This is a genomic window from Curtobacterium sp. AB451 (assembly GCF_050585845.1).
Classification (GTDB): Bacteria; Actinomycetota; Actinomycetes; order Actinomycetales; family Microbacteriaceae; genus Curtobacterium.
Genome location: NZ_JBOBQG010000001.1, coordinates 430617 through 450299, shown reverse-complemented (window position 1 = coordinate 450299; position 19683 = coordinate 430617). Strand labels below are relative to the sequence as shown.

19 protein-coding genes are annotated in these 19683 nt (G+C 72.6%); 16 read left to right on the top strand and 3 right to left on the bottom strand.

The window, feature by feature from the left end:
* The first annotated feature begins 7 nt into the window (after positions 1-7).
* From ACQXVK_RS02060 to ACQXVK_RS02005, 12 genes are all read left to right on the top strand, one after another.
* Positions 8-1057: a sugar phosphate isomerase/epimerase family protein gene (locus ACQXVK_RS02060; protein ID WP_416393603.1), complete on the top strand. Its 1050-nt coding sequence runs from the start codon at positions 8-10 to the stop codon at positions 1055-1057.
* Between the two features lie 143 nt (positions 1058-1200).
* Positions 1201-2580, top strand: coding sequence for an ROK family protein (locus ACQXVK_RS02055; protein WP_430852510.1), 1380 nt, complete (start codon positions 1201-1203; stop codon positions 2578-2580).
* Positions 2577-3614: an NAD(P)-dependent alcohol dehydrogenase gene (locus ACQXVK_RS02050; RefSeq protein WP_430852509.1), complete on the top strand. Its 1038-nt coding sequence runs from the start codon at positions 2577-2579 to the stop codon at positions 3612-3614. The genes ACQXVK_RS02055 and ACQXVK_RS02050 overlap by 4 nt, the downstream gene beginning before the upstream one ends.
* A 142-nt stretch (positions 3615-3756) precedes the next feature.
* Entirely contained in the window at positions 3757-5133 is a 1377-nt protein-coding gene (locus ACQXVK_RS02045) for an MFS transporter (protein WP_430852508.1), read from the top strand.
* A 66-nt stretch (positions 5134-5199) separates the two neighbouring features.
* Positions 5200-5493, top strand: a complete 294-nt coding sequence (locus ACQXVK_RS02040) for a hypothetical protein (protein ID WP_022906247.1) — start codon at positions 5200-5202, stop codon at positions 5491-5493.
* Positions 5490-7361: an alpha/beta hydrolase gene (locus ACQXVK_RS02035; protein WP_430852507.1), complete on the top strand. Its 1872-nt coding sequence runs from the start codon at positions 5490-5492 to the stop codon at positions 7359-7361. The genes ACQXVK_RS02040 and ACQXVK_RS02035 overlap by 4 nt, the downstream gene beginning before the upstream one ends.
* Before the next feature lie 110 nt (positions 7362-7471).
* Positions 7472-7885 carry a hypothetical protein gene (locus ACQXVK_RS02030; RefSeq protein ID WP_430852506.1) on the top strand — a complete coding sequence of 138 codons (414 nt, stop codon included), beginning with the start codon at positions 7472-7474 and terminating at the stop codon, positions 7883-7885.
* Between the two features lie 115 nt (positions 7886-8000).
* On the top strand, positions 8001-8468 hold the full coding sequence (locus ACQXVK_RS02025; protein ID WP_430852505.1) for a hypothetical protein: 468 nt from the start codon (positions 8001-8003) through the stop codon (positions 8466-8468).
* A gap of 155 nt (positions 8469-8623) precedes the next feature.
* A complete protein-coding gene (locus ACQXVK_RS02020) occupies positions 8624-8950 on the top strand; it encodes a hypothetical protein (RefSeq protein WP_430852504.1) in 327 nt (108 codons plus the stop codon).
* Between the two features lie 133 nt (positions 8951-9083).
* Positions 9084-10517: a bifunctional UDP-N-acetylglucosamine diphosphorylase/glucosamine-1-phosphate N-acetyltransferase GlmU gene (gene glmU, locus ACQXVK_RS02015; protein ID WP_430852503.1), complete on the top strand. Its 1434-nt coding sequence runs from the start codon at positions 9084-9086 to the stop codon at positions 10515-10517.
* A 54-nt stretch (positions 10518-10571) separates the two neighbouring features.
* Complete coding sequence (locus tag ACQXVK_RS02010; protein ID WP_022907051.1) at positions 10572-11549, top strand: ribose-phosphate diphosphokinase; 978 nt, start codon at positions 10572-10574, stop codon at positions 11547-11549.
* The gene (locus ACQXVK_RS02005; RefSeq protein WP_430852502.1) at positions 11546-12325 is read left to right on the top strand and encodes a putative protein N(5)-glutamine methyltransferase; all 780 of its coding nucleotides are present in this window, start codon (positions 11546-11548) and stop codon (positions 12323-12325) included. Before ACQXVK_RS02010 ends, ACQXVK_RS02005 begins: the two co-directional genes overlap by 4 nt.
* A gap of 113 nt (positions 12326-12438) precedes the next feature.
* On the opposite strand, the gene ACQXVK_RS02000 is transcribed toward ACQXVK_RS02005, so the two are convergent.
* Positions 12439-14022 (bottom strand): molybdopterin-dependent oxidoreductase, encoded by a 1584-nt coding sequence (locus ACQXVK_RS02000; RefSeq protein WP_430852501.1) that lies wholly within the window; start codon positions 14020-14022, stop codon positions 12439-12441.
* 234 nt (positions 14023-14256) lie between these two features.
* On the opposite strand from ACQXVK_RS02000, the gene ACQXVK_RS01995 reads away from it, so the two are divergent.
* Positions 14257-14946: a hypothetical protein gene (locus ACQXVK_RS01995; RefSeq protein ID WP_022907048.1), complete on the top strand. Its 690-nt coding sequence runs from the start codon at positions 14257-14259 to the stop codon at positions 14944-14946.
* A 154-nt stretch (positions 14947-15100) separates the two neighbouring features.
* Here ACQXVK_RS01995 and gndA read toward each other — a convergent pair whose 3' ends face one another.
* Positions 15101-16558 carry an NADP-dependent phosphogluconate dehydrogenase gene (gndA, locus tag ACQXVK_RS01990; RefSeq protein WP_430852500.1) on the bottom strand — a complete coding sequence of 486 codons (1458 nt, stop codon included), beginning with the start codon at positions 16556-16558 and terminating at the stop codon, positions 15101-15103.
* 111 nt (positions 16559-16669) lie between these two features.
* Between gndA and ACQXVK_RS01985 the strand changes: the two genes are divergently transcribed.
* A complete protein-coding gene (locus ACQXVK_RS01985; RefSeq protein ID WP_402264736.1) occupies positions 16670-17209 on the top strand; it encodes a gluconokinase in 540 nt (179 codons plus the stop codon).
* Here ACQXVK_RS01985 and ACQXVK_RS01980 read toward each other — a convergent pair.
* Positions 17196-17435 (bottom strand): hypothetical protein, encoded by a 240-nt coding sequence (locus ACQXVK_RS01980; protein ID WP_430852499.1) that lies wholly within the window; start codon positions 17433-17435, stop codon positions 17196-17198. The genes ACQXVK_RS01985 and ACQXVK_RS01980 overlap by 14 nt on opposite strands.
* 214 nt (positions 17436-17649) lie before the next feature.
* Here ACQXVK_RS01980 and ACQXVK_RS01975 point away from each other — a divergent pair, with 214 nt between their 5' ends.
* Together ACQXVK_RS01975 and ACQXVK_RS01970 are read left to right on the top strand one after the other, a co-directional pair.
* Entirely contained in the window at positions 17650-18957 is a 1308-nt protein-coding gene (locus tag ACQXVK_RS01975) for a sensor histidine kinase (protein WP_430852498.1), read from the top strand.
* Positions 18954-19646 carry a response regulator gene (locus tag ACQXVK_RS01970; protein WP_430852497.1) on the top strand — a complete coding sequence of 231 codons (693 nt, stop codon included), beginning with the start codon at positions 18954-18956 and terminating at the stop codon, positions 19644-19646. The genes ACQXVK_RS01975 and ACQXVK_RS01970 overlap by 4 nt, the downstream gene beginning before the upstream one ends.
* Positions 19647-19683: the final 37 nt, after the last annotated feature.

Genomic DNA, 19683 nt, shown 5'->3' with positions numbered 1-19683 from the left:
GACGACGATGACGACGACGGACGGAACCGACGAGACGGGGACGACCCGCGCCTCCAGGCCGGTCACCCTCTTCACCGGCCAGTGGGCCGACCTGCCCTTCGAGGAGGTCGCGCGCCTCGCCGGCGAGTGGGGCTACGACGGGCTCGAGATCGCCTGCTGGGGCGACCACCTCGACGTCCGGCGCGCCGCGACGGACCCCGGGTACGTCGCGGACCGCAAGGCGATCCTCGAGCGCAACGGGCTGCAGGTCTGGACCATCGCGAACCACCTGACCGGCCAGGCCGTCTGCGACGACCCGATCGACCAGCGGCACGAGGACATCCTCGCGCCGCACGTCTGGGGCGACGGCGACCCGGAGGGCGTCCGGCAGCGCGCCGCCGAGGAACTGCAGTGGACCGCACGGGCCGCAGCGGCACTCGGCGTCGACACCGTCACCGGGTTCTCCGGCTCGTCGATCTGGAAGACGGTCGCGGGGTTCCCGCCCGTGCCCGCGTCGATGATCGACGCCGGGTACCAGGACTTCCACGACCGGTGGTCGCCCATCCTCGACGTGTTCGAGGAGGTCGGCGTGCGCTTCGCGCTCGAGGTGCACCCGTCCGAGATCGCCTACGACTACTGGACGGCCAAGCGGGCGCTCGAGGTCTTCGCCGACCGACCGGCGTTCGGGTTCAACTTCGACCCGTCGCACTTCGTCTGGCAGGACCTCGACCCGGCAGCGTTCCTGCTCGACTTCGCCGACCGGGTCTACCACGTGCACTGCAAGGAGTCGGTCAAGCAGCTCGACGGCCGCAACGGACGACTCTCGTCGCACCTGCCGTGGGGCGACCCCCGGCGCGGGTGGGACTTCGTCACGGCCGGGCACGGCGACGTCCCGTGGGAGCGGGTGTTCCGCGTGCTGAACCACATCGGGTACGCCGGGCCGACGAGCGTCGAGTGGGAGGACGCCGGCATGGACCGACTCGTCGGCGGACCGGAGGCGCTGGCGTTCGTGCGGCGGCTCGGGACCATCGCGCCGCCCGAGGCCGCGTTCGACGCCGCGTTCTCGCGCTCGCGGTAGCGCGCCGCGCCGCGGCCCGCGCCGCGCCCCGCGGCTCGCGGCCCCGAGACTCGGCTGGGCGGACTGTTTCGCGGCCGTGACGCCGCGAAACAGTCCGCCGGCCCGAGACTCGGCCGCACACCAACCACCACCACGAGGGACCGATGACGAGCACGACCGCCGCAACGCCGGGCACGACACCCGTGCCGAGCAACGCGGCGCGCGTCCTCCGGCTCGTGCACGAGGAGGGGCCGATCACCCGTGCCGAGGTCACCCGGCGCACCGGCCTGAACCGCTCGACCACCCTCACGCTCGTCGGCGAGCTCGTCGAGCGGGGCCTCCTGCACGAGGAGCTGCCGACCGCCGGCGCACCCGGCACCGGGGTCGGCCGTCCGAGCCCGGTCGTCCGGGCAGCGGCGGACGTGGTCGCCGCCGCCGTGACTGTCGAGGTCGACGCCGTGTCGGTCGCCCTCGTCGGACTCGACGGCACCGTGCGCACCCGGCTCGTCGAACCACAGCGCCGTCCGCCGACGCCCGGTGAAGCGGTCGAGACCGTCGCCTCGATGCTCGACCGGATCCGTCCGGCGTCGGCGGGTTCCGCGACCCTCCGACTCGTCGGGATCGGGGTCGCCGTGCCGGGGACGGTCCGGGTGGAGGACGGGACCGTCCAGTACGCACCGCACCTCGGCTGGCACGACGCACCCTTCGCCCGGCCGCTCGCCGACCGGACCGGGCTGCCGGTGCGTGCCGCGAACGACGCCAACCTCGGTGCCTGGGCCGAACGACTGGCCGGCAGCGGCCGCGGGGTCGACGACCTGGTGTACCTCAACGGTGGCGCGAGCGGCATCGGCGGCGGGGTCATCACCGCCGGCCGGCCGCTGAGCGGGGCCGACGGCTACGCGGGTGAGCTCGGCCACACCTTCGTCGCGGGGAACGGCATCCGCTGTCACTGCGGGGCGGTCGGGTGCCTCGAGACCGAGGCCTCACGCGACGCCCTCGCCGCGGCGACCGGGACCGCTCCGGACGACCTCGTCGCCCTCGCCGCGGCGCTCGCCGAGGAGCGACCCGAGGTCGAGCGGGTCGTGGACCGCCAGGTGGCCGCCCTGGCCACGGCGCTCCGCAACGCGATCCACACCGTGAACCCGTCGATCGTCGTGCTCGGCGGCTTCCTCGGGGTCCTGCTCGACCACGTCGGGGACCGGATCCTCGACGACGTGCGCGCGCAGTCGATGACCGGGACCGCCGACCGGCTCCGGATCGTGCCCGCGGCGCTCGGGGCGGACGTACTCGTGCACGGCGCCGCCGAGATCGCGTTCGGTGCCCTGCTCGGCGACCCGGACCGGATCAGCGACGCCGTGCCGGCAGTCGGCGCAGTGTCGGCCGTCGCCGCAGGGCCGACCGCCACCGCGGTGCCGACGACCGCCGCAGTGCGGGCAGTCGCCCCGGTGCCGCCCGCCACCGCCACCGCCACCGCCACACACGACCGCACGACCACCCACCCGTCCGGCCGCGACGACGCGGCCGAGGAAGCGAGAACCCCATGACCTCCACCCAGCGCGTGAGCCTGCTGCTCGGCACGCAGGACCTCACCGTCGAGGACCGCCCCGTCCCCGCGGTCGACCCGGGGGACGTGCTCGTCCGGGTCGCCGCCGTCGGCGTGTGCGGCTCCGACGTCCACTACTACCGGCACGGCCGGATCGGGGACTTCGTGGTCGAGGAGCCCCTCGTGCTCGGCCACGAGCTCTCCGGCACGATCACCGCGGTCGGCGAGGGCGTCGACCCGTCGCGCGTCGGGGAGCGGGTGGCGATCGAGCCGCAGCGCCCCTGTCACCGCTGCGCCCAGTGCCTCGCGGGGCGGTACAACCTCTGCCCGCACATGCGCTTCTACGCGACGCCGCCGGTGGACGGGGCGTTCGCCGAGTTCGTCACGATCGAGTCCGAGTTCGCGCACACCCTGCCCGACTCGGTGTCGTTCGAGGCCGGGGCGCTGCTCGAACCCCTCTCGGTCGGGATCGCCGCCGTCCGCAAGGCCGGCATCGTGCCCGGGTCGAGCGTGCTCATCGCCGGCGCCGGCCCGATCGGCATCATCTGCGCCCAGGCCGCGCGGGCGTTCGGTGCGTCGCGCATCGTCATCAGCGACCTCGTCCCGGAGCGCCGCGAGCGCGCGCTGTCCTACGGTGCGACCGAGGCCGTGGACCCGACGGTCGTCTCGGTCGCGTCCGACCTGCCGCCCTTCGACGCCTTCATCGACGCCAGCGGCGCACCCCGCGCGGTGTCCGACGGCATCAAGGCGGTCGGACCGGCCGGTGCCGCCGTCCTCGTCGGGCTCGGCAACTCCGAGATGACGCTGCCGGTCGAGCACATCCAGAACCTCGAGGTCACCGTCACCGGCATCTTCCGCTACACCGGCACGTGGCCGGTCGCCATCGAGCTGGTCGCCTCGGGCCAGGTGGACCTGGACTCCCTCGTCACGGGTCGCTTCGGCCTCGACGACGTCCGCGAGGCCCTCGAGAGCGACACCGACCCGGCGTCCCTCAAGTCCGTCGTCTACCCCGGCGGCACGCCGTCCGGAGCGTGACCGGACGACGGACGGGAGGCGCGGGGCGGGCCCGCACCGCGCCTCCCGTCCGTCCCGTGGTCCCCACCAGGGCACGCGACGCGCGTCGGGACGCCACCACTGGGGCCACCGTCCGGACACCGGGACGCGCTACGGTTCGCGCATGACGGCTTCACCCGCGGCTGCAGTGCCGCAGCGCACCGACCGGCGCGCCCTCGTGTCGTGGGCCCTGTGGGACTGGGGCTCGGCGGCGTTCAACGCGGTCGTCACGACGTTCGTCTTCAGCACCTACCTGGCGAGCCGCGCGTTCGTGAACCCGGCGCTCGTCGGCGACACCTCCGCCGCCGGGAAGGCGCTCGTCGAGCGGGAGCTCGCCCACAACGCGGCCGTGGTCTCCACCGCCCTCACGATCGCCGGGATCGTCGTCGCCCTGGTCGCTCCGGCCGTGGGCCGGCTCGCGGACTCCTCCGGACACCGACGCCGGTCGGTCCTCATCGCCACGATCGGGATCGCGCTGTCGATCGGCGGCATGGTGTTCGTCGCGCCGAGCCAGCCGTACCTGCTGCTCGGAGCGGCCCTGCTCGGCATCGGGACCGTGGCGTACGAGATCGCCAGCGTCGGCTACAACGCGATGCTCGGTCAGGTCGCGTCGGGGGAGCAGACCGGACGTGTCTCGGCGATCGGCTGGGCGGCCGGGTACTTCGGCGGGATCGTGCTGCTGGTCGTCCTGCTCGTGCTCTGCATCCAGGACTTCGGCGGCGGCGACGTCGCGGGGCTCCTGCACCTGCCCGCGACCGTGGCGTCCGGGCAGTGGGACGTCCGTGTCGCGATCGGCATCGCCGCGGTGTGGCTCGCCGTGAGCTCGATCCCGCTGTTCGTGACCGTCCCCGAGGCCGCACCCGACCGCTCGCGCAGCGGCAGCCTGCTCGGGGCGTACCGGGACCTCGGGCGGGACATCGCCCGGCTCTGGCGCGAGCGCCGGAACGTCTTGGCGTTCCTGCTCGCGAGCGCGGTGTTCCGTGACGGTGTCGGCGCGGTGTTCACCTTCGGCGGCATCGTCGCCGCGCAGGTGTTCGGCTTCAGCCCCTCGCAGGTCATCCTCTTCGCCATCGCGGCGAACGTCGTCGCGGGCATCGCCACGTTCCTGTCCGGCCGGCTCGACGACCGGTTCGGCTCACGCGCGATCATCACCGTCTCGCTGATCGGGCTCGCGGTGTGCGGCATCGGCGTGTTCGCGGTCGGGAACGTCACCGCGGGCTTCTGGGTGCTCGGGCTGACGCTGGCGCTGTTCGTCGGGCCGGTGCAGTCGTCCTCGCGGGCGTACCTGGCGCGGCTCGCGACGCCCGGCCGCGAGGGCGAGCTCTTCGGGCTCTACGCCACGACCGGACGGGCGGCGTCGTTCCTCGCCCCGGCGCTGTTCGGGGTCGCCGTCACGGTCGGCGGGTCGACGCGGTACGGGATCCTCGGGGTCGTCGTGGTGCTGGTGGCCGGGCTCATGCTCATGGCGTTCGTCAAGCGGGAGCCGGTGGTCGCGCGCTGATCCCGTGCACGCCGGTGGTGGCGGTGCTATCGTCGCGGACGTCCAGGGGGAACGACGGGGGAACACATGGGGGCCGCAGCACTGCGGATCGAGTCGGAGACGCTCGCAGCGGTCGCGACCGCGCTGACCGACGCCCGGACCGCACTCGGGGCGGACACCGCCCGGTTCACGGGCCTCAGCACCGGTTGCCTCGGCGTGCTCGACGTGATCAGCCGCACCGCGGGTCTCTCGCTCGCCCACCAGGGCATGATCGACGCAGTCGACGCCGCCCTCGAGCAGGCCGCGGTCTTCCCGCACGACCTGGGCGCGCAGGTCGACGCGCAGGAAGCCGCCCTCGCGAAGCAGGCGGACGGCAAGTGAGCGGCGAGGAGCCGGACGTCGGCGACCCCGCGGGCATCACCGCCCTGGGGAGGCACTGGCACGACCGGGCCGACGCCGTGCAGGACGCCCTGGCGAAGATCGCCTCGGCGTCCGACGTCACGGCCTCTCCGACGTGGAAGGGCGAGGCCCAGACGCGCTTCGCGGCACTGCTCGACGAGATGCGTCCGAGCGCGTCCGGCCTGGTGGCGCTCTTCGACGCCGCCGGGGACGCCTTCGACCAGTACGCGAAGGACGTCCAGCGCATCAAGGACGACGCCGACGCGATCCGCCTGCAGCGCGGGACCGTCGCGGCCGAGCTCGCCGGACAGCAGCTGACGCTGCCGACGCTCCGCTCCGCCGCGAAGGCCGACGACGCGACCGAGGCGGACGCCAGGAGCCTCGCGAACGCGGAGCGGGCCATCGCCGACGCCGGCGACCGGTCCGCGGCGCTCGACGCGCAGTGGGAGCAGCTCGTGCAGGACCGCACGACGGCCGACCAGGCGCTGCTCCGGGTGATCACCGGCCCCGAGACGCTCGGACGCCTCGGCAGCATCGAGGGACGTGGCGTCGGCGCGTCCGACGACGACCTCGCGTCGATGCTCGCCAGCCTGTCGCCGACCGAGCTCGGCGCGCTCATGATGCTCGACCGCACCCTCGCCGACCGCATCGCCGGCATGTCGCCCGACGAGGTCGCCGCGCTCTGGAAGACCCTGGGCGGTGGGAAGGACACGACCGGCGCCGAGCACACCGCCGCGCAGGACGCGCTCATCGCATCGCTGCCCGCGGTCGTCGGCAACCTCGCGGGGCTGCCCGCCTGGGCGCGGGACCGGGCGAACCGGATGACGCTCGTGTCGGCCGTGGCACAGGCCGAGCAGGACCTCGCCGACGCGAAGGAGCGGCGCGAGGGGCTCGGGTGGCCGGCGTCGCATGCGGCGGACCAGGGGATCGAGGCGGCGCAGGCGAACCTCGACGCGTACCGGAACATCGAGAAGACGCTCGCGTCGACGGCGAAGCCGGGTCGCTCGCTCCTGACGCTCGACACCGAGCACCGGCCGCCGCTCGCTGCGGTGGCTGTCGGCGACCTCGACACCGCCACCAACGTCTCGTACATGGTGCCGGGGATGGGCACGACGACCAAGGACACCTCCGGGTGGACCACCGCGGCCCAGAACCTCTGGACGGCGCAGGAAGGCAAGAACGCCACTGGTTCCGAGCACGCGGTCGTCGCCTGGATGAACTACGAGGCACCGCCGGTTCCGAGTGGGCTCACCACGATGGGCGTGCTGCACGGCGACGCAGCCCGGGCTGGGGCGGACCGGCTCAGTGCCGACCTCCTGGGCTTCCGAGCGGCGCGTCCGGACGCACCGGCCCTCAACGTGGTCGGGCACTCCTACGGGACCACCGTGGCGTCTGATGCGCTCCACGATCACGGTGTGCACGTCGATGCCTTCGTCAGCGTCGCCTCGGCAGGCATCGAGCAGGACATCGGAGGTGCGTCCGGCATCGCAGCCGACCACGTCTACGCCGGCCAGGGGAGCCCCGGCATCCCGTTCACGGACGACCCGCGGGACCAGTGGGCCTGGGTCGGCCGAGCAGGCAGCGGTCGCCAGGACCCCATGGACGACTCCTTCGGCGCGAGTACCTTCGGGACGAACGGCGGTGATCCCGGCGAAGGAGCGGGCGTGACGACGCACGACCCGATCGGGTACGGCGGCAGCCAGGGGTACTTCAACCTCGGGACCGAGTCGCTCGACAACGTCGCGCAGGCTACGTTCGTCGGAGGCGAGGACCTCACGCCAGCCGACGACGCGGGGGTGAGCGCCCTGCAGCAGGACTACTTCGACAACCTGATGGGACCGACACTGTGAGCGGACGCCCCCGAGGCAAGGCCGCCGGGCCCTCACTCGCCGTGACACTGACCCTCACCCTGACACTGGCGCTCGCCGCGTGTTCGGGGCCGCCGACAGGAGGCACCGCTGTGCAGAGCACACCGAGTACACCGAGCGTCCAGCACCAGCGCGATCTCGCTGCCGCGTACGTGGACGCGACCATGCAGACCTCGGGCGTCACGTGGGACGACTCGCAGGCGAACGAGTACGCCCAGGAGTGTCTCCTCGGTGAAGGCACGTCCGGAGCGCTCTACAACCTCGCCCGCATCGGCTCGGGGGTCTCGGACCCCGAGGCTGCGGTGCGGGCCGTCGGCAGGTCGTGGGCTGCGGACGGATTGACCGTCCGGTACACCGAGTCCTCGCTCAACGACGGCAGCCGGCAGTTCGTCGTCAAGGGGGCTGGTGGTGACGTCGAACGCATCCAGTTCGGGGCGGCGACCGGGCGCAGCTCGCTCGTCGCGGTGTCGCACTGCGGGACGGGTGATGCAGCCGACCTCGGCTGAAGCGTACGTCCGCAGTGAGCGGTCTCCGTGGAGGGATCTCCGGTTCAGTCCGTGTCGGGGGCGGCGGTCTCGCTCGACGCGGATCACGACCAGAGAACCGACGGCGATCGGGACGGTGCTGCTCGCCGCGTTCCTGCTCGCGGGCTGCGCGGCGGGCACCCCGACCAAGGAGGACACCGTGCAGGCTGCACCGATCGCAGAGCACCAGCGCCGACAGGCAGCGGACTACGTCGAGGAGACGATGCGCCGTTCCGGAGTCGACTGGGACGCCGACCGGTCCGAGGAGTACGCGCAGGACTGCGTGCTCGCGGACGGCTCGGCAGGCGCCCTCTCCAACATCGTCCGGACCGGCGCGGGTGTCGACGACCCGGAGGCCGTGACCAAGTCGGTGGGCACGGCCTGGGCGCGCGACGGCTTGACGGTCGAGTACACGACGGACGAGATGACCTCCGGCGCGAAGCGGTACCTGGTCAACGGACGCGGTGGCGTGGTCGAGCGCATCCAGTTCGGTGCAGCGACGACGAAGTCCAGCATGGGAGGGGTGTCGAAGTGCGGAACCGGAGACGCTGCGGACCTCGGCTGATCGGTCTCCTCACCGCTGCCCTGACCGCTCTCGCCCTGGCGAGCTGCTCGATTGACCCGTCAGGCGCGGGCGCGCCGACGGCCACCGTTCCCACCACGCCGCAGCAGGGCGTCCTCGCCGAAGCGTTCGTCGCGGAGACGATGCGCGCGTCCGCCGTGGAGTGGAACCCGTCCCAGGACAACTCGTGGACGCAGGACTGCGTGCTCGCGGGCGGGAGTCGCGGGGCCCTGTTCAACGTCACTCGGGTCGGTGGGGGAGTGCCGGACCCGAAGGCCACGCAGCAGCTGGTCGGCGCAGCGTGGGCAGCGGACGGGCTCGACGTGCAGTACTCGACGGACTCCTACAACGACGGGAGTCCGCAGTACGTCGTCAGCGGAACCGGCGGACGCGTGGCGAGTGTGCAGTTCGGCGCTGGGCCACACCGCAGCACGATCTCGGCGGTCTCACGATGCGGTGCCGGGGACGCAGCGGAGCCCGGTTGAGGCGCGCGGGTGGGTCCGCGCCCGGGCCAGGAGGCGCGGTGTGGGCCCGTCCACCCGCTGCGGTTGTGCGCACGGTTGCGGCGGTCGGGCGGTTCCGGCGGACTCCGCAGCGCGCGTGCGCCAGGATGGAGCCATGACCGACCAGCGCATCGCCGTCGTCGTCCTCGCCGCCGGGCAGGGCACGCGCATGAAGTCGTCCACGCCCAAGGTGCTGCACCGCCTCGCCGGGCTGCCGCTCATCGCGCACGTGCTCCGGACGGCGTCGTCCCTCGAGCCCGAGCACGTCGCCGTCGTCGTGCGGCACGAACGGGAGCTCGTCGCGGCCGAGGTGACCGAGCGGGCGCCCGACGCGATCGTGGTCGACCAGGACGACGTGCCCGGCACCGGGCGTGCGGTCGAGGTCGCCGTGCAGGCCCTCCCCGCCGACTTCGAGGGGGCCGTCGTGGTGCTCTCCGGCGACGTCCCGCTGCTCGACGCGGCGTCGCTCCGAGCACTCGTGGACGCCCACGTCGGCGGGAGCAACGGCGCCACCTTCGTCAGCGCGATCGCCCCGGACCCGACCGGACTCGGGCGCATCGTCCGTGACGCCGACGGGACGTTCGTCGGGGTCGTCGAGCACAAGGACGCCACGGCCGAGCAGCTGGAGATCACCGAGGCGAACGCGGGGATCTACGCGTTCGACGTCACGCACCTCCGTGCGGTCCTGCCCTCGCTCACCACGGCGAACGCGCAGGGCGAGAAGTACATCACCGACGCACCGGCGCTCATCGGGGCCCGGGGCGCGCGCATCGACGTCGTCACGCTGACCGACCCGTGGCTCGTCGCCGGCATCAACGACCGTGCGCAGCTGTCCGACGCCGCGCGGGTGCTGAACGCGCGCATCGTCCGTCGGCACCAGCTCGCCGGCGTCACGGTGCAGGACCCTGCGACGACGTGGATCGACCTCGACGTCTCGATCGAACCCGACGCCGAGATCCTCCCGGGCACGCAGCTCATCGGCGCCACCGCGATCGCCTCGGGCGCGGTCGTCGGGCCGGACACGACCCTGCGGGACACCGAGGTCGGCGTCGGTGCCGTGGTGAACCGCGTCGATGCCACCCTCGCGGTCATCGGCGACGGTGCCTCCGTCGGGCCCTTCGCGTACCTGCGGCCGGGCACGATCCTCGGCGACGGGGGCAAGATCGGTACGTTCGTCGAGACGAAGAACGCGACGATCGGCCGGGGCAGCAAGGTGCCGCACCTGTCGTACATCGGCGACGCCGAGGTGGGCGAGGACTCGAACATCGGCGCGAACACCATCACGGCCAACTACGACGGGGTGCACAAGCACCGGACCGAGGTCGGCTCGAACGTGCGCACAGGGTCGCACAACGTGTTCGTCGCCCCGGTTAGGATTGGTGACGGAGCGTACACCGGCGCGGGTACGACCGTCCGCAAGGACGTCCCTGCCGGGTCGCTGGCGATCAGCTACGCCCCACAGCGCAACACCGACGGATGGGTCGAGGAACACCGACCCGGTTCGCCGGCAGCCGAGGCCGCTCGGCGCGCGAACGGCGAACAGATCTGACGGCTCTCGGGCCGATCAACACGGCCCCGCGGGGTCAGGGAGTGAGCACCGCACTTGTCCGGAATCAAAACGACCGGCCAGAAACGACTCGTCCTCGTCTCGGGGCGGGCACACCCGGCGCTCTCGGCCGAGATCGCCGAGGAACTCGGCGTGGACCTCGTCCCGACCGATGCACGGACCTTCGCGAACGGGGAGCTCTACGCCCGCTTCGACGAGTCGGTCCGCGGCTGCGACGCGTTCGTCATCCAGTCCCACACGGCACCGATCAACGAGTGGCTCATGGAGCAGCTCATCATGGTCGACGCCCTGAAGCGTGCCTCGGCGAAGCGCATCACCGTCGTCGCGCCGTTCTACCCCTACGCCCGCCAGGACAAGAAGGGCCGCGGGCGTGAGCCGATCTCGGCGCGACTCGTCGCCGACCTGTTCAAGGCCGCCGGTGCGCACCGCATCATGAGCGTCGACCTGCACGCCGCGCAGATCCAGGGCTTCTTCGACGGCCCGGTGGACCACCTGTTCGCCATGCCCGTCCTGCTCGAGCGCTTCCAGCAGACGCTCGACCCCTCGACGCTGACGGTCGTCTCGCCGGACATGGGCCGCGTCCGCGTCGCCGACATCTGGTCGGAGAAGCTCGGCGCGCCGCTCGCCATCATCCACAAGCGCCGCGACCCGCTCGTGCCGAACCAGGTGTCCGTGCACGAGATCGTCGGTGACGTCTCGGGTCGCGTCTGCCTGCTCGTCGACGACCTGATCGACACCGGTCGCACCATCGCCAAGGCGGCCGAAGCGCTCAAGGCGGCCGGAGCGACGGGCGTGGTCGTCGCTGCGACGCACGCGGTGTTCTCCGACCCGGCGACCGAGCTGCTGCAGAGCGAGTTCATCGACCGGGTCGTCGTCACCGACACCCTGCCGCTGCCCGAGGACAAGCGCTGGGACCGCCTCGAGGTCCTGCCGATCGCACCGCTCATCGCCCGCGCCATCCACGAGGTCTTCGACGACGGGTCGGTCACCTCGATGTTCGACGGCGCCGCTTGACCGCACCCGTGCGTGACGCGCTCGCGGCCCGACTCCGGGCCGCGGGCAGCGTCTTCGCCGAGGACGAGGCCGACCTGCTGCTCGAGGCCGGCGACGGCGACGCGGTCCGCCTTCGCGCGCTCGTCCAGCGGCGGCTCGGCGGCGAACCGCTCGAGTACGTGCTCGGCTGGGCGGCCTTCGACGGACACCGTCTGCGCGTGACGCCGGGTGTCTTCGTGCCGCGGGCCCGCACCACGGTGGTCGTGGAACAGGCTGCTCGGCGGTTGCGCCGCTACGACCGGGTCGTCGACCTCTGCTGCGGTGCCGGGGCGATCTCGGTCGCCCTGCTCCAGCGTGTGGGTGCGCTGGACCTCGTCGCGTCGGACGTCGATCCGGCGGCGGTCGACGTCGCGGCCGAGAACATCGGCGACCGCGGCATCGTCGTGGCCGGCGACCTCTTCGCGCCGCTGCCGGACCGGTTCCGTGGCGTGGTCGACGTCATCGCCGTCAACGCCCCCTACGTGCCGACGGCGTCCATCGCCACGATGCCGTCCGAGGCCCGCGACCACGAGCACCGGGTCGCGCTCGACGGGGGAACGGACGGCCTCGACCTGCACCGACGGATCGCCGCGGGTGCGGGGGAGTGGCTCCGCCCGGGCGGCGCTCTCGTCATCGAGGTCTCCGCCGGGCAGTCCGAGGCGTCGGCAGCTGCCTTCGCGGCGCCCGGGTTCCAGGTGTCGGTGGAGTCGGACGGCGAGGTCGACGGCACCTGCGTCGTGGCGACGCGTCCCGCCTGACGCGACGCCAGTCGCGGGGCCGACCCGCGCCTCCTGTCCGACCCGCGTCTCCGGTCTGATCCATGCCTCCGGTCCGACCCGCGCCGCCGTCTGCGGTACGGCCGGTCAGGCGGTCAGGCGGCGCGGACCTCGACCGTGTGCCATCCGCTCGCGCCGTTCGGTGCGGGCGGCCGTTCCACGCTCGTCTGCACTTCGCCGTCCGCGCTCACGGCTCGGACCTGGATCCGGTGCGATCCCTTCGTCGGGGTCCAGCGGTAGACCCACTGCCGCCACGTGTCCGCCGAGACGGAGTCCGCGAGGGTTGCCGTCTCCCATGCGCCGTCACCGATCCGGACCTGCACGGCCTTCACCCCGGTGTGCGGCTGCCAGGCGACCCCGGCGATCGCGACGGTCGTCCCGGCGTCGACGGTCGAACCGGCACGCGGGGTGTCGATGCGTGACTCCAGCTTGACCGGGCCACGCTCCGACCAGCCGCGAGGCGTCCAGTAGCCCTGTGCATCGGCGAAGCGGGTGATCTCGAGCTCGGTGACCCACTTCGTGGCGGAGACGTACCCGAAGAGTCCGGGCACCACCATGCGCACCGGGAAGCCGTGTTCCGGCGGCAGTGGCTCGCCGTTCATCCCGACCGCCAGGAGCGCCGCCGTCCCGGCGTCCTGCAGCACGTCGAGCGGCGTCCCCGCGGTGAACCCGTCGACGCTGCGCGACAGCACCATGTCGGCGCTCGCGTGCGGCGCGGCCCGCTCGAGCAGCTTCCGGATCGGGTAGCCGAGCCACAGCGCGTTCCCGATGAGGTCACCCCCGACCTCGTTCGAGACGCAGCTGAGGGTCGCGTGGTGTTCCTCGAGAGGGAGGGCGAGCAGGTCGTCCCAGGTCAGCTCGACCTCGTGGTCAACCGCGCCGTGGATGCGGAGCTTCCAGTCCGCGGTGTCCACCGACGGCACGCGCAGCGCAGTGTCGATCCGGTAGAAGTCGCTCGTCGGCGTGACGTACGGCGTGATGCCGGGTACGTCAAGGGACGCTCCCGCCGGGACCGCGGGCGCCGCGGTGGCAGGGCCGGGCAACCGGATCGCCCGCCGTGCCGCGGCGGTGGCCTGCGCTGCGGCGGTCCCCAGTCGGGCGGCGCCACCGACAACGACCGCGACGGCCGCCGCCGTGACGCCCCAGACGAGGAACGCGCGGCGTTCGGCGGACGCGGGTCGCGCGGCCGCCGACGGCACGGCTGCGGCGGACTCCCACCGACGGAGCCGGGCGGTGAGGAGTCGGAGCACGACGACGGCTGCCGCGACGCCGAGGACCGAGGGGGCACCGTCCAGCGTGCCGCTGCCGGAACGGGTGGTGACGGCCAGGAGCGAGAGGACACCGCCGACGGCGAACACGACGGCGCCGAACGGCGGGCGCGCACGCTCGAGCACGCCCGCACCTGCGCTGACCGCCGCGACGATCACGGACATCAGGACGAACAGGGCGATCTTGTCGCCGGTGCCGAACAGCGACACCATGAGGTCCTTCGCGCCGGGCGGGGCGAGGTCGATGACCGCCGACCCGACCGCGACGAGCGGGCTGCCTGCACCGCTGAGCACGAGGGCTCCGAGTTCCGCGGCGGCGAAGAACGCGAGCGCGGCGACGATGCCGATCGCGGCAGCGAGCAGTCGGGGGCGCGGGACCGCCGCGGGGGCGGGCGCGAGATCAATGGTCACGAGCCGAGCGTAGGTCGACCCCACCGCGTGTGTGCTGACAGTCGCGCACACGGTGGACGGGACCGGCGGCGGCACCGCCTGTGGAGGACCCGTGCCCCGACCACCGACCCGCATCCCCACCGACCCGCATCCCCACCGACCCGCATCCCCACCGACCCGCCCTGTCCACCGGTTCGTCGGGCGTTCACCGGCACCGGCCAGCCGACGGCAGGTGGACCATGCGAGGATCGGGGTGTGCTGAGGCGTCCCGACCGTGTCCCGGGCTTCGGTCGCGCCCGGCGGCGGAACCGCCACCCGATGTCGCAGGCACGGCGGCTCCTGGTGCTCCGCTGGGTCATCGTCGGGGTCTGGGCCGCGCTGCTCACCGCACGCATCATCGTCGTCTCCACCACGCCCGACGCCGACCTGACGTACTTCGGTGTCGCCGAGGTCGCCGTGATCGGTGCCGGCCTCCTCGTCATCGCCGGTGCCGTGCTGCGCGGCTGGTCGCTCCGCCGCCGGCATGAGGACGAGGCGCTCGCACTCGCGATCCGTCGGATCGACCCGACCGTGTGGCTCGTCCCTGCAGCGCCGACGCCCGAACTGCGAGCCTCCGTCGCGGCCGTGCGTCCCGACGTCGCCCTCGGGCACCGGGTCACCTGGGCCTTCGGCGCGACCGAGGCGTCACTGTGGGAACTCGAGGAACGCCGAGCCACCAGACTGCTCGTCATCCGGTGGAGCCGGATGGTGCACGTCGGGCTCGAGGACGTGCACGGCGACGGCCGCTCGTGGGCGATCGCGATGCACTACGTCCGGCCCGACGACACGACCGCGGTGGCGACCTTCTTCGTCCGCTCGGCACCGGGGTCCAGACGGATGCTCGGCCGGGGGCCCCGGATGGAGCGGCTCGTGGCCGACCTCGCGCGCGAGCGCATCGTGGCCTGACCGCGAGACGGGAGCGCGAGCGGCGGAACGGACGACACCGCGAGCGGCGGAACGGACCACACCGCGAGCGGCGGGACGGACGACACCGCGAGCGGCGGGACGGACGAAAAACGGAAGGCCCCGCCGATCGACGGGGCCTTCCGCGTGGTGCGCGCTAGTGGGTGGAGGGCTCCTGCTCGACCTCGCGGCGGTCGTCGTCCGACCACAGCGTGTGGAACGTGCCGTCCTTGTCGATGCGCTGGTAGGTGTGCGCGCCGAAGAAGTCGCGCTGTCCCTGGATGAGCGCGGCCGGTAGCCGGTCCGAGGCGAGCGAGTCGAAGTACGCCAGCGCCGACGAGAAGCCGGGCGCCGGGATCCCCGAAGCCGCGGCGATGCCGACGATGCGACGCCATGCGGCTTCGCCTTCCTGCACGGCGTTCGCGAAGTACGGGTCGACCAGCAGGCTCTCGAGCTTCGGGTTCTTGTCGTACGCCTCGACGATGCGGTTGAGGAACTGCGCACGGATGATGCAGCCGCCGCGCCAGATCTTCGCGATGTTGCCGAGGTCGATGTCCCAGTCGTACTCCTTCGCCCCGGCGATGATGAGGTCGAAGCCCTGCGCGTACGCGACGACCTTCGAGGCGTAGAGCGCCGCACGGACATCGTCCTCGAACCCGTCGGGGACACGGGCGATGTCGGGACGGTCGGGGAACGCCTGCTGCACCGCGGCGCGCTGCGTCGGCTTCGACGACACCGCACGGGCGAACACGGCCTCGCCGATGCCGGACACGGGGATGCCGAGGCCGACGGCGTTCTGCACGGTCCAGACGCCGGTGCCCTTCGACCCGGCTTCGTCGCGGATGACGTCGACGAGGGGCTTTCCGGTGTCGGCGTCGCGCTGCTTGAGGACCTCGCCGGTGATCTCGATCAGGTACGACTCGAGGTCGCCCTTGTTCCACTCGTCGAAGACCTTGACGAGGTCCTCGACGCTCAGCCCGCCGACGCGGCGGAGCAGGTCGTACGACTCGGCGATGAGCTGCATGTCGGCGTACTCGATGCCGTTGTGCACCATCTTCACGAAGTGGCCGGCGCCGTCGGTGCCGATGTGGGTCACGCACGGCTCGCCCTCGGCGACCGCGGCGATCGACTTGAGGATCGGACCGAGGGTCTCCCAGGCCTCCTTCGAGCCGCCGGGCATGATCGAGGGGCCCTTCAGCGCGCCCTCTTCGCCGCCGGAGATGCCGGTGCCGACGAAGTTGAGGCCCTTCTCGCGCAGGTCGTGCTCGCGACGGATGGTGTCGTGGAAGTTCGCGTTGCCGCCGTCGACGATGATGTCGCCGTCCTCGAATCGCTCGGCGAGCTGCTCGATGACCGCGTCGGTGCCCTTGCCCGCCTGCACCATGATGATCGCGGTGCGGGGCTTCGACAGCGAGGCCACGAAGTCGTCGATCGACTCGGACGCGATGAAGCCGGCGTCGGCGTGCTCGTTCAGCAGTTCCTCGGTGCGGGCGTACGTGCGGTTGTAGACCGCGACGGTGTTGCCCTCCCGCGAGGCGAGGTTCCGAGCGAGGTTCGAACCCATCACCGCCAGACCGACCACGCCGATGTTCGCCTGTCCGTTGTTCTCTGCCACGAGGTCTCCTTCGTCCTGTCGTTCGGCACCAACCTACGGTCCGCAGCCTGGGACCGCCCGGGTGTTACGGCAACTGGGGACGACTGTTCACCGGCCCAATACGGTGGAGGGATGACCGAGCGTGCTGTCCTCCCGCCCCTGCTCGTGATGGGGGTCTCCGGTTCCGGCAAGTCGACGATCGGGCGGGCCCTCGCCGACGCCCTCGCCGCCGACGGGCAGCCGACGGTCTTCGTCGACGCGGACGATCTGCACCCCGCCGCGAACAAGGAGAAGATGCGGCAGGGCATCCCGTTGACGGACGAGGACCGCTGGCCCTGGCTGGACGCCTGCGCCGCCCGGATCGCCGAGGTCGAGGACTCCGGACACCGCTGCGTGATGGCGAACTCGGCGCTCAGGCGCGCGTACCGGGACCGGCTGCGCGGATCGGCACCGACGCTCGTGATCGCCTTCCTCGACGGATCACACGACCTCATCGCCGACCGTCAGGCGCACCGCCACCACGAGTACATGCCGAGCTCGTTGCTCGACTCGCAGTTCGCCACGCTCGAGCGACCGCAGCCGGACGAGGCCGCCGTCACCGTGTCGATCGAGGGATCGGTCGACGAGACGGTGGCGGCGATCCTCGCCGCGCTGTCGGTCACTTCCGGCTGAGCTCGGACAGGCGCGAGCGGTACTCCTCGGCGTCGATGTCACCCCGGGCGAAGCGGTCGGCGAGCACCGACCGCGCGTCGGACCGCGCCCGCCAGCTGCCCCGCCGGAACACCCCGAACACGAGGAACACGACCAGGAACGCGACGAAGAAGAACACGGGGAAGCCGAAGAACGGGAACCCGCCGCCGTGCCAGTAGGGCGCGGTGGCGGCGATGGTGGTGAGCATGGTGACCTCCTGTGGTCGGTTCGGCGTCGCTGTCACGACCCTCCAAGACTCGGTACTGGAGGCGCGGTGCGCGTCCGTCCCGCAGCCCCACTTCCGTCTGCTCCCGCAGTCGTAGTGCACGTTCTCCTCCACACCCGGCTGCTCCCGCGGGAGTAGTCCACAGGTCGTGCTCCCGCCCGATGCCGCGGGCGGGAGCCGACCCTAGGCTCGAGCCATGGACACCGACCGGACCCTCGCCGTCCCGGCGACCGACGACCCCCGCTGGCGCGGGCGCCGTCGGTTCGCCCGGGTCGGACGAGTGCTGCCGGTGGCGTTCCTGCAGGTCCCCGGGACGCTCGTGGCATCGCGGTGGGCATCGGGCGCAGCCGACGGGTCCGCGGGCGGTCCGCCCTGGGCGCGCGGCGTCGCGGGCGGCCTCCAGCCCGTCGAGGTCGGTCCGGCGGCCGTCGCCCTGCTCGTCGTCGGCGTCGTGGTGCTCCCGTGGCGGTGGCGGTTCCCCCGCTCGGTGCTCCTCGTGACCCTCGCGACGACCGTGGGGTACGCCGCCCTCGTGAGCCCGCGGGGCCCCTTCGTCGCCGCGCTCACCATGGCGCTGGCGAACGCGTGGCTGCGCGGACACCGGTGGTGGGCGACCGCCGCGGCCGGGGCGGCGGTGGTGCTGCTCCCGTCCGCCGATCCCGTGCTCGGACGCTCCCCGGTCCTCGACCTCGGCGCGGTGCTGCTCGCGGTCGCCTGGGCGACCGTCACCCTCGCGGTGTCGGAGCTCGTGCGCGTCCGACTCGAACGGGTCGCGGAACGCCGGCGGCAGCGTGCCGAGGCCGACCGGCGTCGCGCTGCCGACGAGCGGGTGCGGATCGCCCGCGAGCTCCACGACTCGGTCGCGCACAGCATGTCGCTCATCAACCTCCAGGCCGGGGTCGCCCTCCACCTCGGCGCCGACCTGCCCGACCAGACGCGGGGTTCTCTCGCCAACATCCGTGACTCCAGCCGCGAAGCCCTCGTCGAACTCCGCACCATCCTCGGCGTGCTGCGCTCCGTCGACGGAACCCCCGACCGAACCACCAACGGAGCCTCCGACGGAGCCGAGCGCACCCCGACCGCCGGCCTCGACCGCGTCGCCGACCTCGTGGAACGCGCGCGAGCCGCCGGTGTCGACGTCGGGTTGACCATCGACGGCGATCGTTCGACCGTGCACGGCATCACGGACCGGAACGCGTTCCGCATCGTGCAGGAGTCGGTGACCAACGTCATGAAGCACGCCCCCGGGCACCGAGCCGACGTGACGATCTCGATCGGTCCGGACGTCGTCGACCTGGTCGTCGCCGACCGCCCGTCGGGACCCCGATCGGCCGACGTCGGCTCGAGCGGACCGCTCGCCCCGACCGGCAACGGGATCATCGGGATGCGGGAACGTGCGAACGCCGTCGACGGCACCCTGTCCGCCGGCCCGACGACCGACGGCGGCTGGCGGGTGGCCGCTCGCCTCCCGGTGGTCGGTCCCGACCGAGAGGAAGCCCGATGACCACGGACCCCACCGCCCCGGGCCCGATCCGCGTGCTCCTCGTCGACGACCAGGTGCTCGTCCGCGCCGGACTGCGTGCGCTCGTCGACGCCGAACCCGGGATGACCGTCGTCGGTGAGGCGGGTGACGGCGACGCCGCGGTGGACGTCGCACGGCGGGAGCGCCCCGACGTCGTCCTCATGGACATCCGGATGCCGGGCACCGATGGGCTCGCGGCGACGCAACGGATCTCGGCCGATCCCGACCTGGCCGGCGTGCACGTGGTCGTCCTCACCACCTTCGAAGAGGACGACTACGTGTTCGAGGCCATCCGTGGTGGGGCCGCCGGCTTCCTCGTGAAGGACACCGAACCGGCCGAGCTCCTCCGGGCGATCCGGACGGTCGTCGCGGGGGAGTCCCTGCTCTCGCCCCGGGCGACCCGCTCCCTGGTCGAGGCGTACGCCACGCACGCGAAACCTTCGTCCCTCGCGCCGGAGCTCGACGTCCTCACCGATCGCGAGCGCCAGGTCATGCAGCTCGTCGCCGTCGGGATGACGAACGCCGAGATCGCCCAGCACCTGTTCGTCAGCCCGATGACCGCGAAGACCCACGTCTCCCGGGCGATGATCAAGCTCGGTGCCCGTGACCGCGCCCAGCTCGTCGTCTTCGCCTACGAGACCGGCCTCGTCACCCCGGGCTGGCGCCCGTGAACACCCTCGTGGCAGGTATCACGAGTGATACCATCAA

Coding starts and splice junctions, on each gene's coding strand:
- ACQXVK_RS02060 (WP_416393603.1), top strand. CDS start 8: ATGACGACGACGGACGGAACCGACGAGACGGGGACGACCCGCGCCTCC.
- ACQXVK_RS02055 (WP_430852510.1), top strand. CDS start 1,201: ATGACGAGCACGACCGCCGCAACGCCGGGCACGACACCCGTGCCGAGC.
- ACQXVK_RS02050 (WP_430852509.1), top strand. CDS start 2,577: ATGACCTCCACCCAGCGCGTGAGCCTGCTGCTCGGCACGCAGGACCTC.
- ACQXVK_RS02045 (WP_430852508.1), top strand. CDS start 3,757: ATGACGGCTTCACCCGCGGCTGCAGTGCCGCAGCGCACCGACCGGCGC.
- ACQXVK_RS02040 (WP_022906247.1), top strand. CDS start 5,200: ATGGGGGCCGCAGCACTGCGGATCGAGTCGGAGACGCTCGCAGCGGTC.
- glmU (WP_430852503.1), top strand. CDS start 9,084: ATGACCGACCAGCGCATCGCCGTCGTCGTCCTCGCCGCCGGGCAGGGC.
- ACQXVK_RS01985 (WP_402264736.1), top strand. CDS start 16,670: ATGACCGAGCGTGCTGTCCTCCCGCCCCTGCTCGTGATGGGGGTCTCC.
- ACQXVK_RS01980 (WP_430852499.1), bottom strand. CDS start 17,435: ATGCTCACCACCATCGCCGCCACCGCGCCCTACTGGCACGGCGGCGGG.
- ACQXVK_RS01975 (WP_430852498.1), top strand. CDS start 17,650: ATGGACACCGACCGGACCCTCGCCGTCCCGGCGACCGACGACCCCCGC.
- ACQXVK_RS01970 (WP_430852497.1), top strand. CDS start 18,954: ATGACCACGGACCCCACCGCCCCGGGCCCGATCCGCGTGCTCCTCGTC.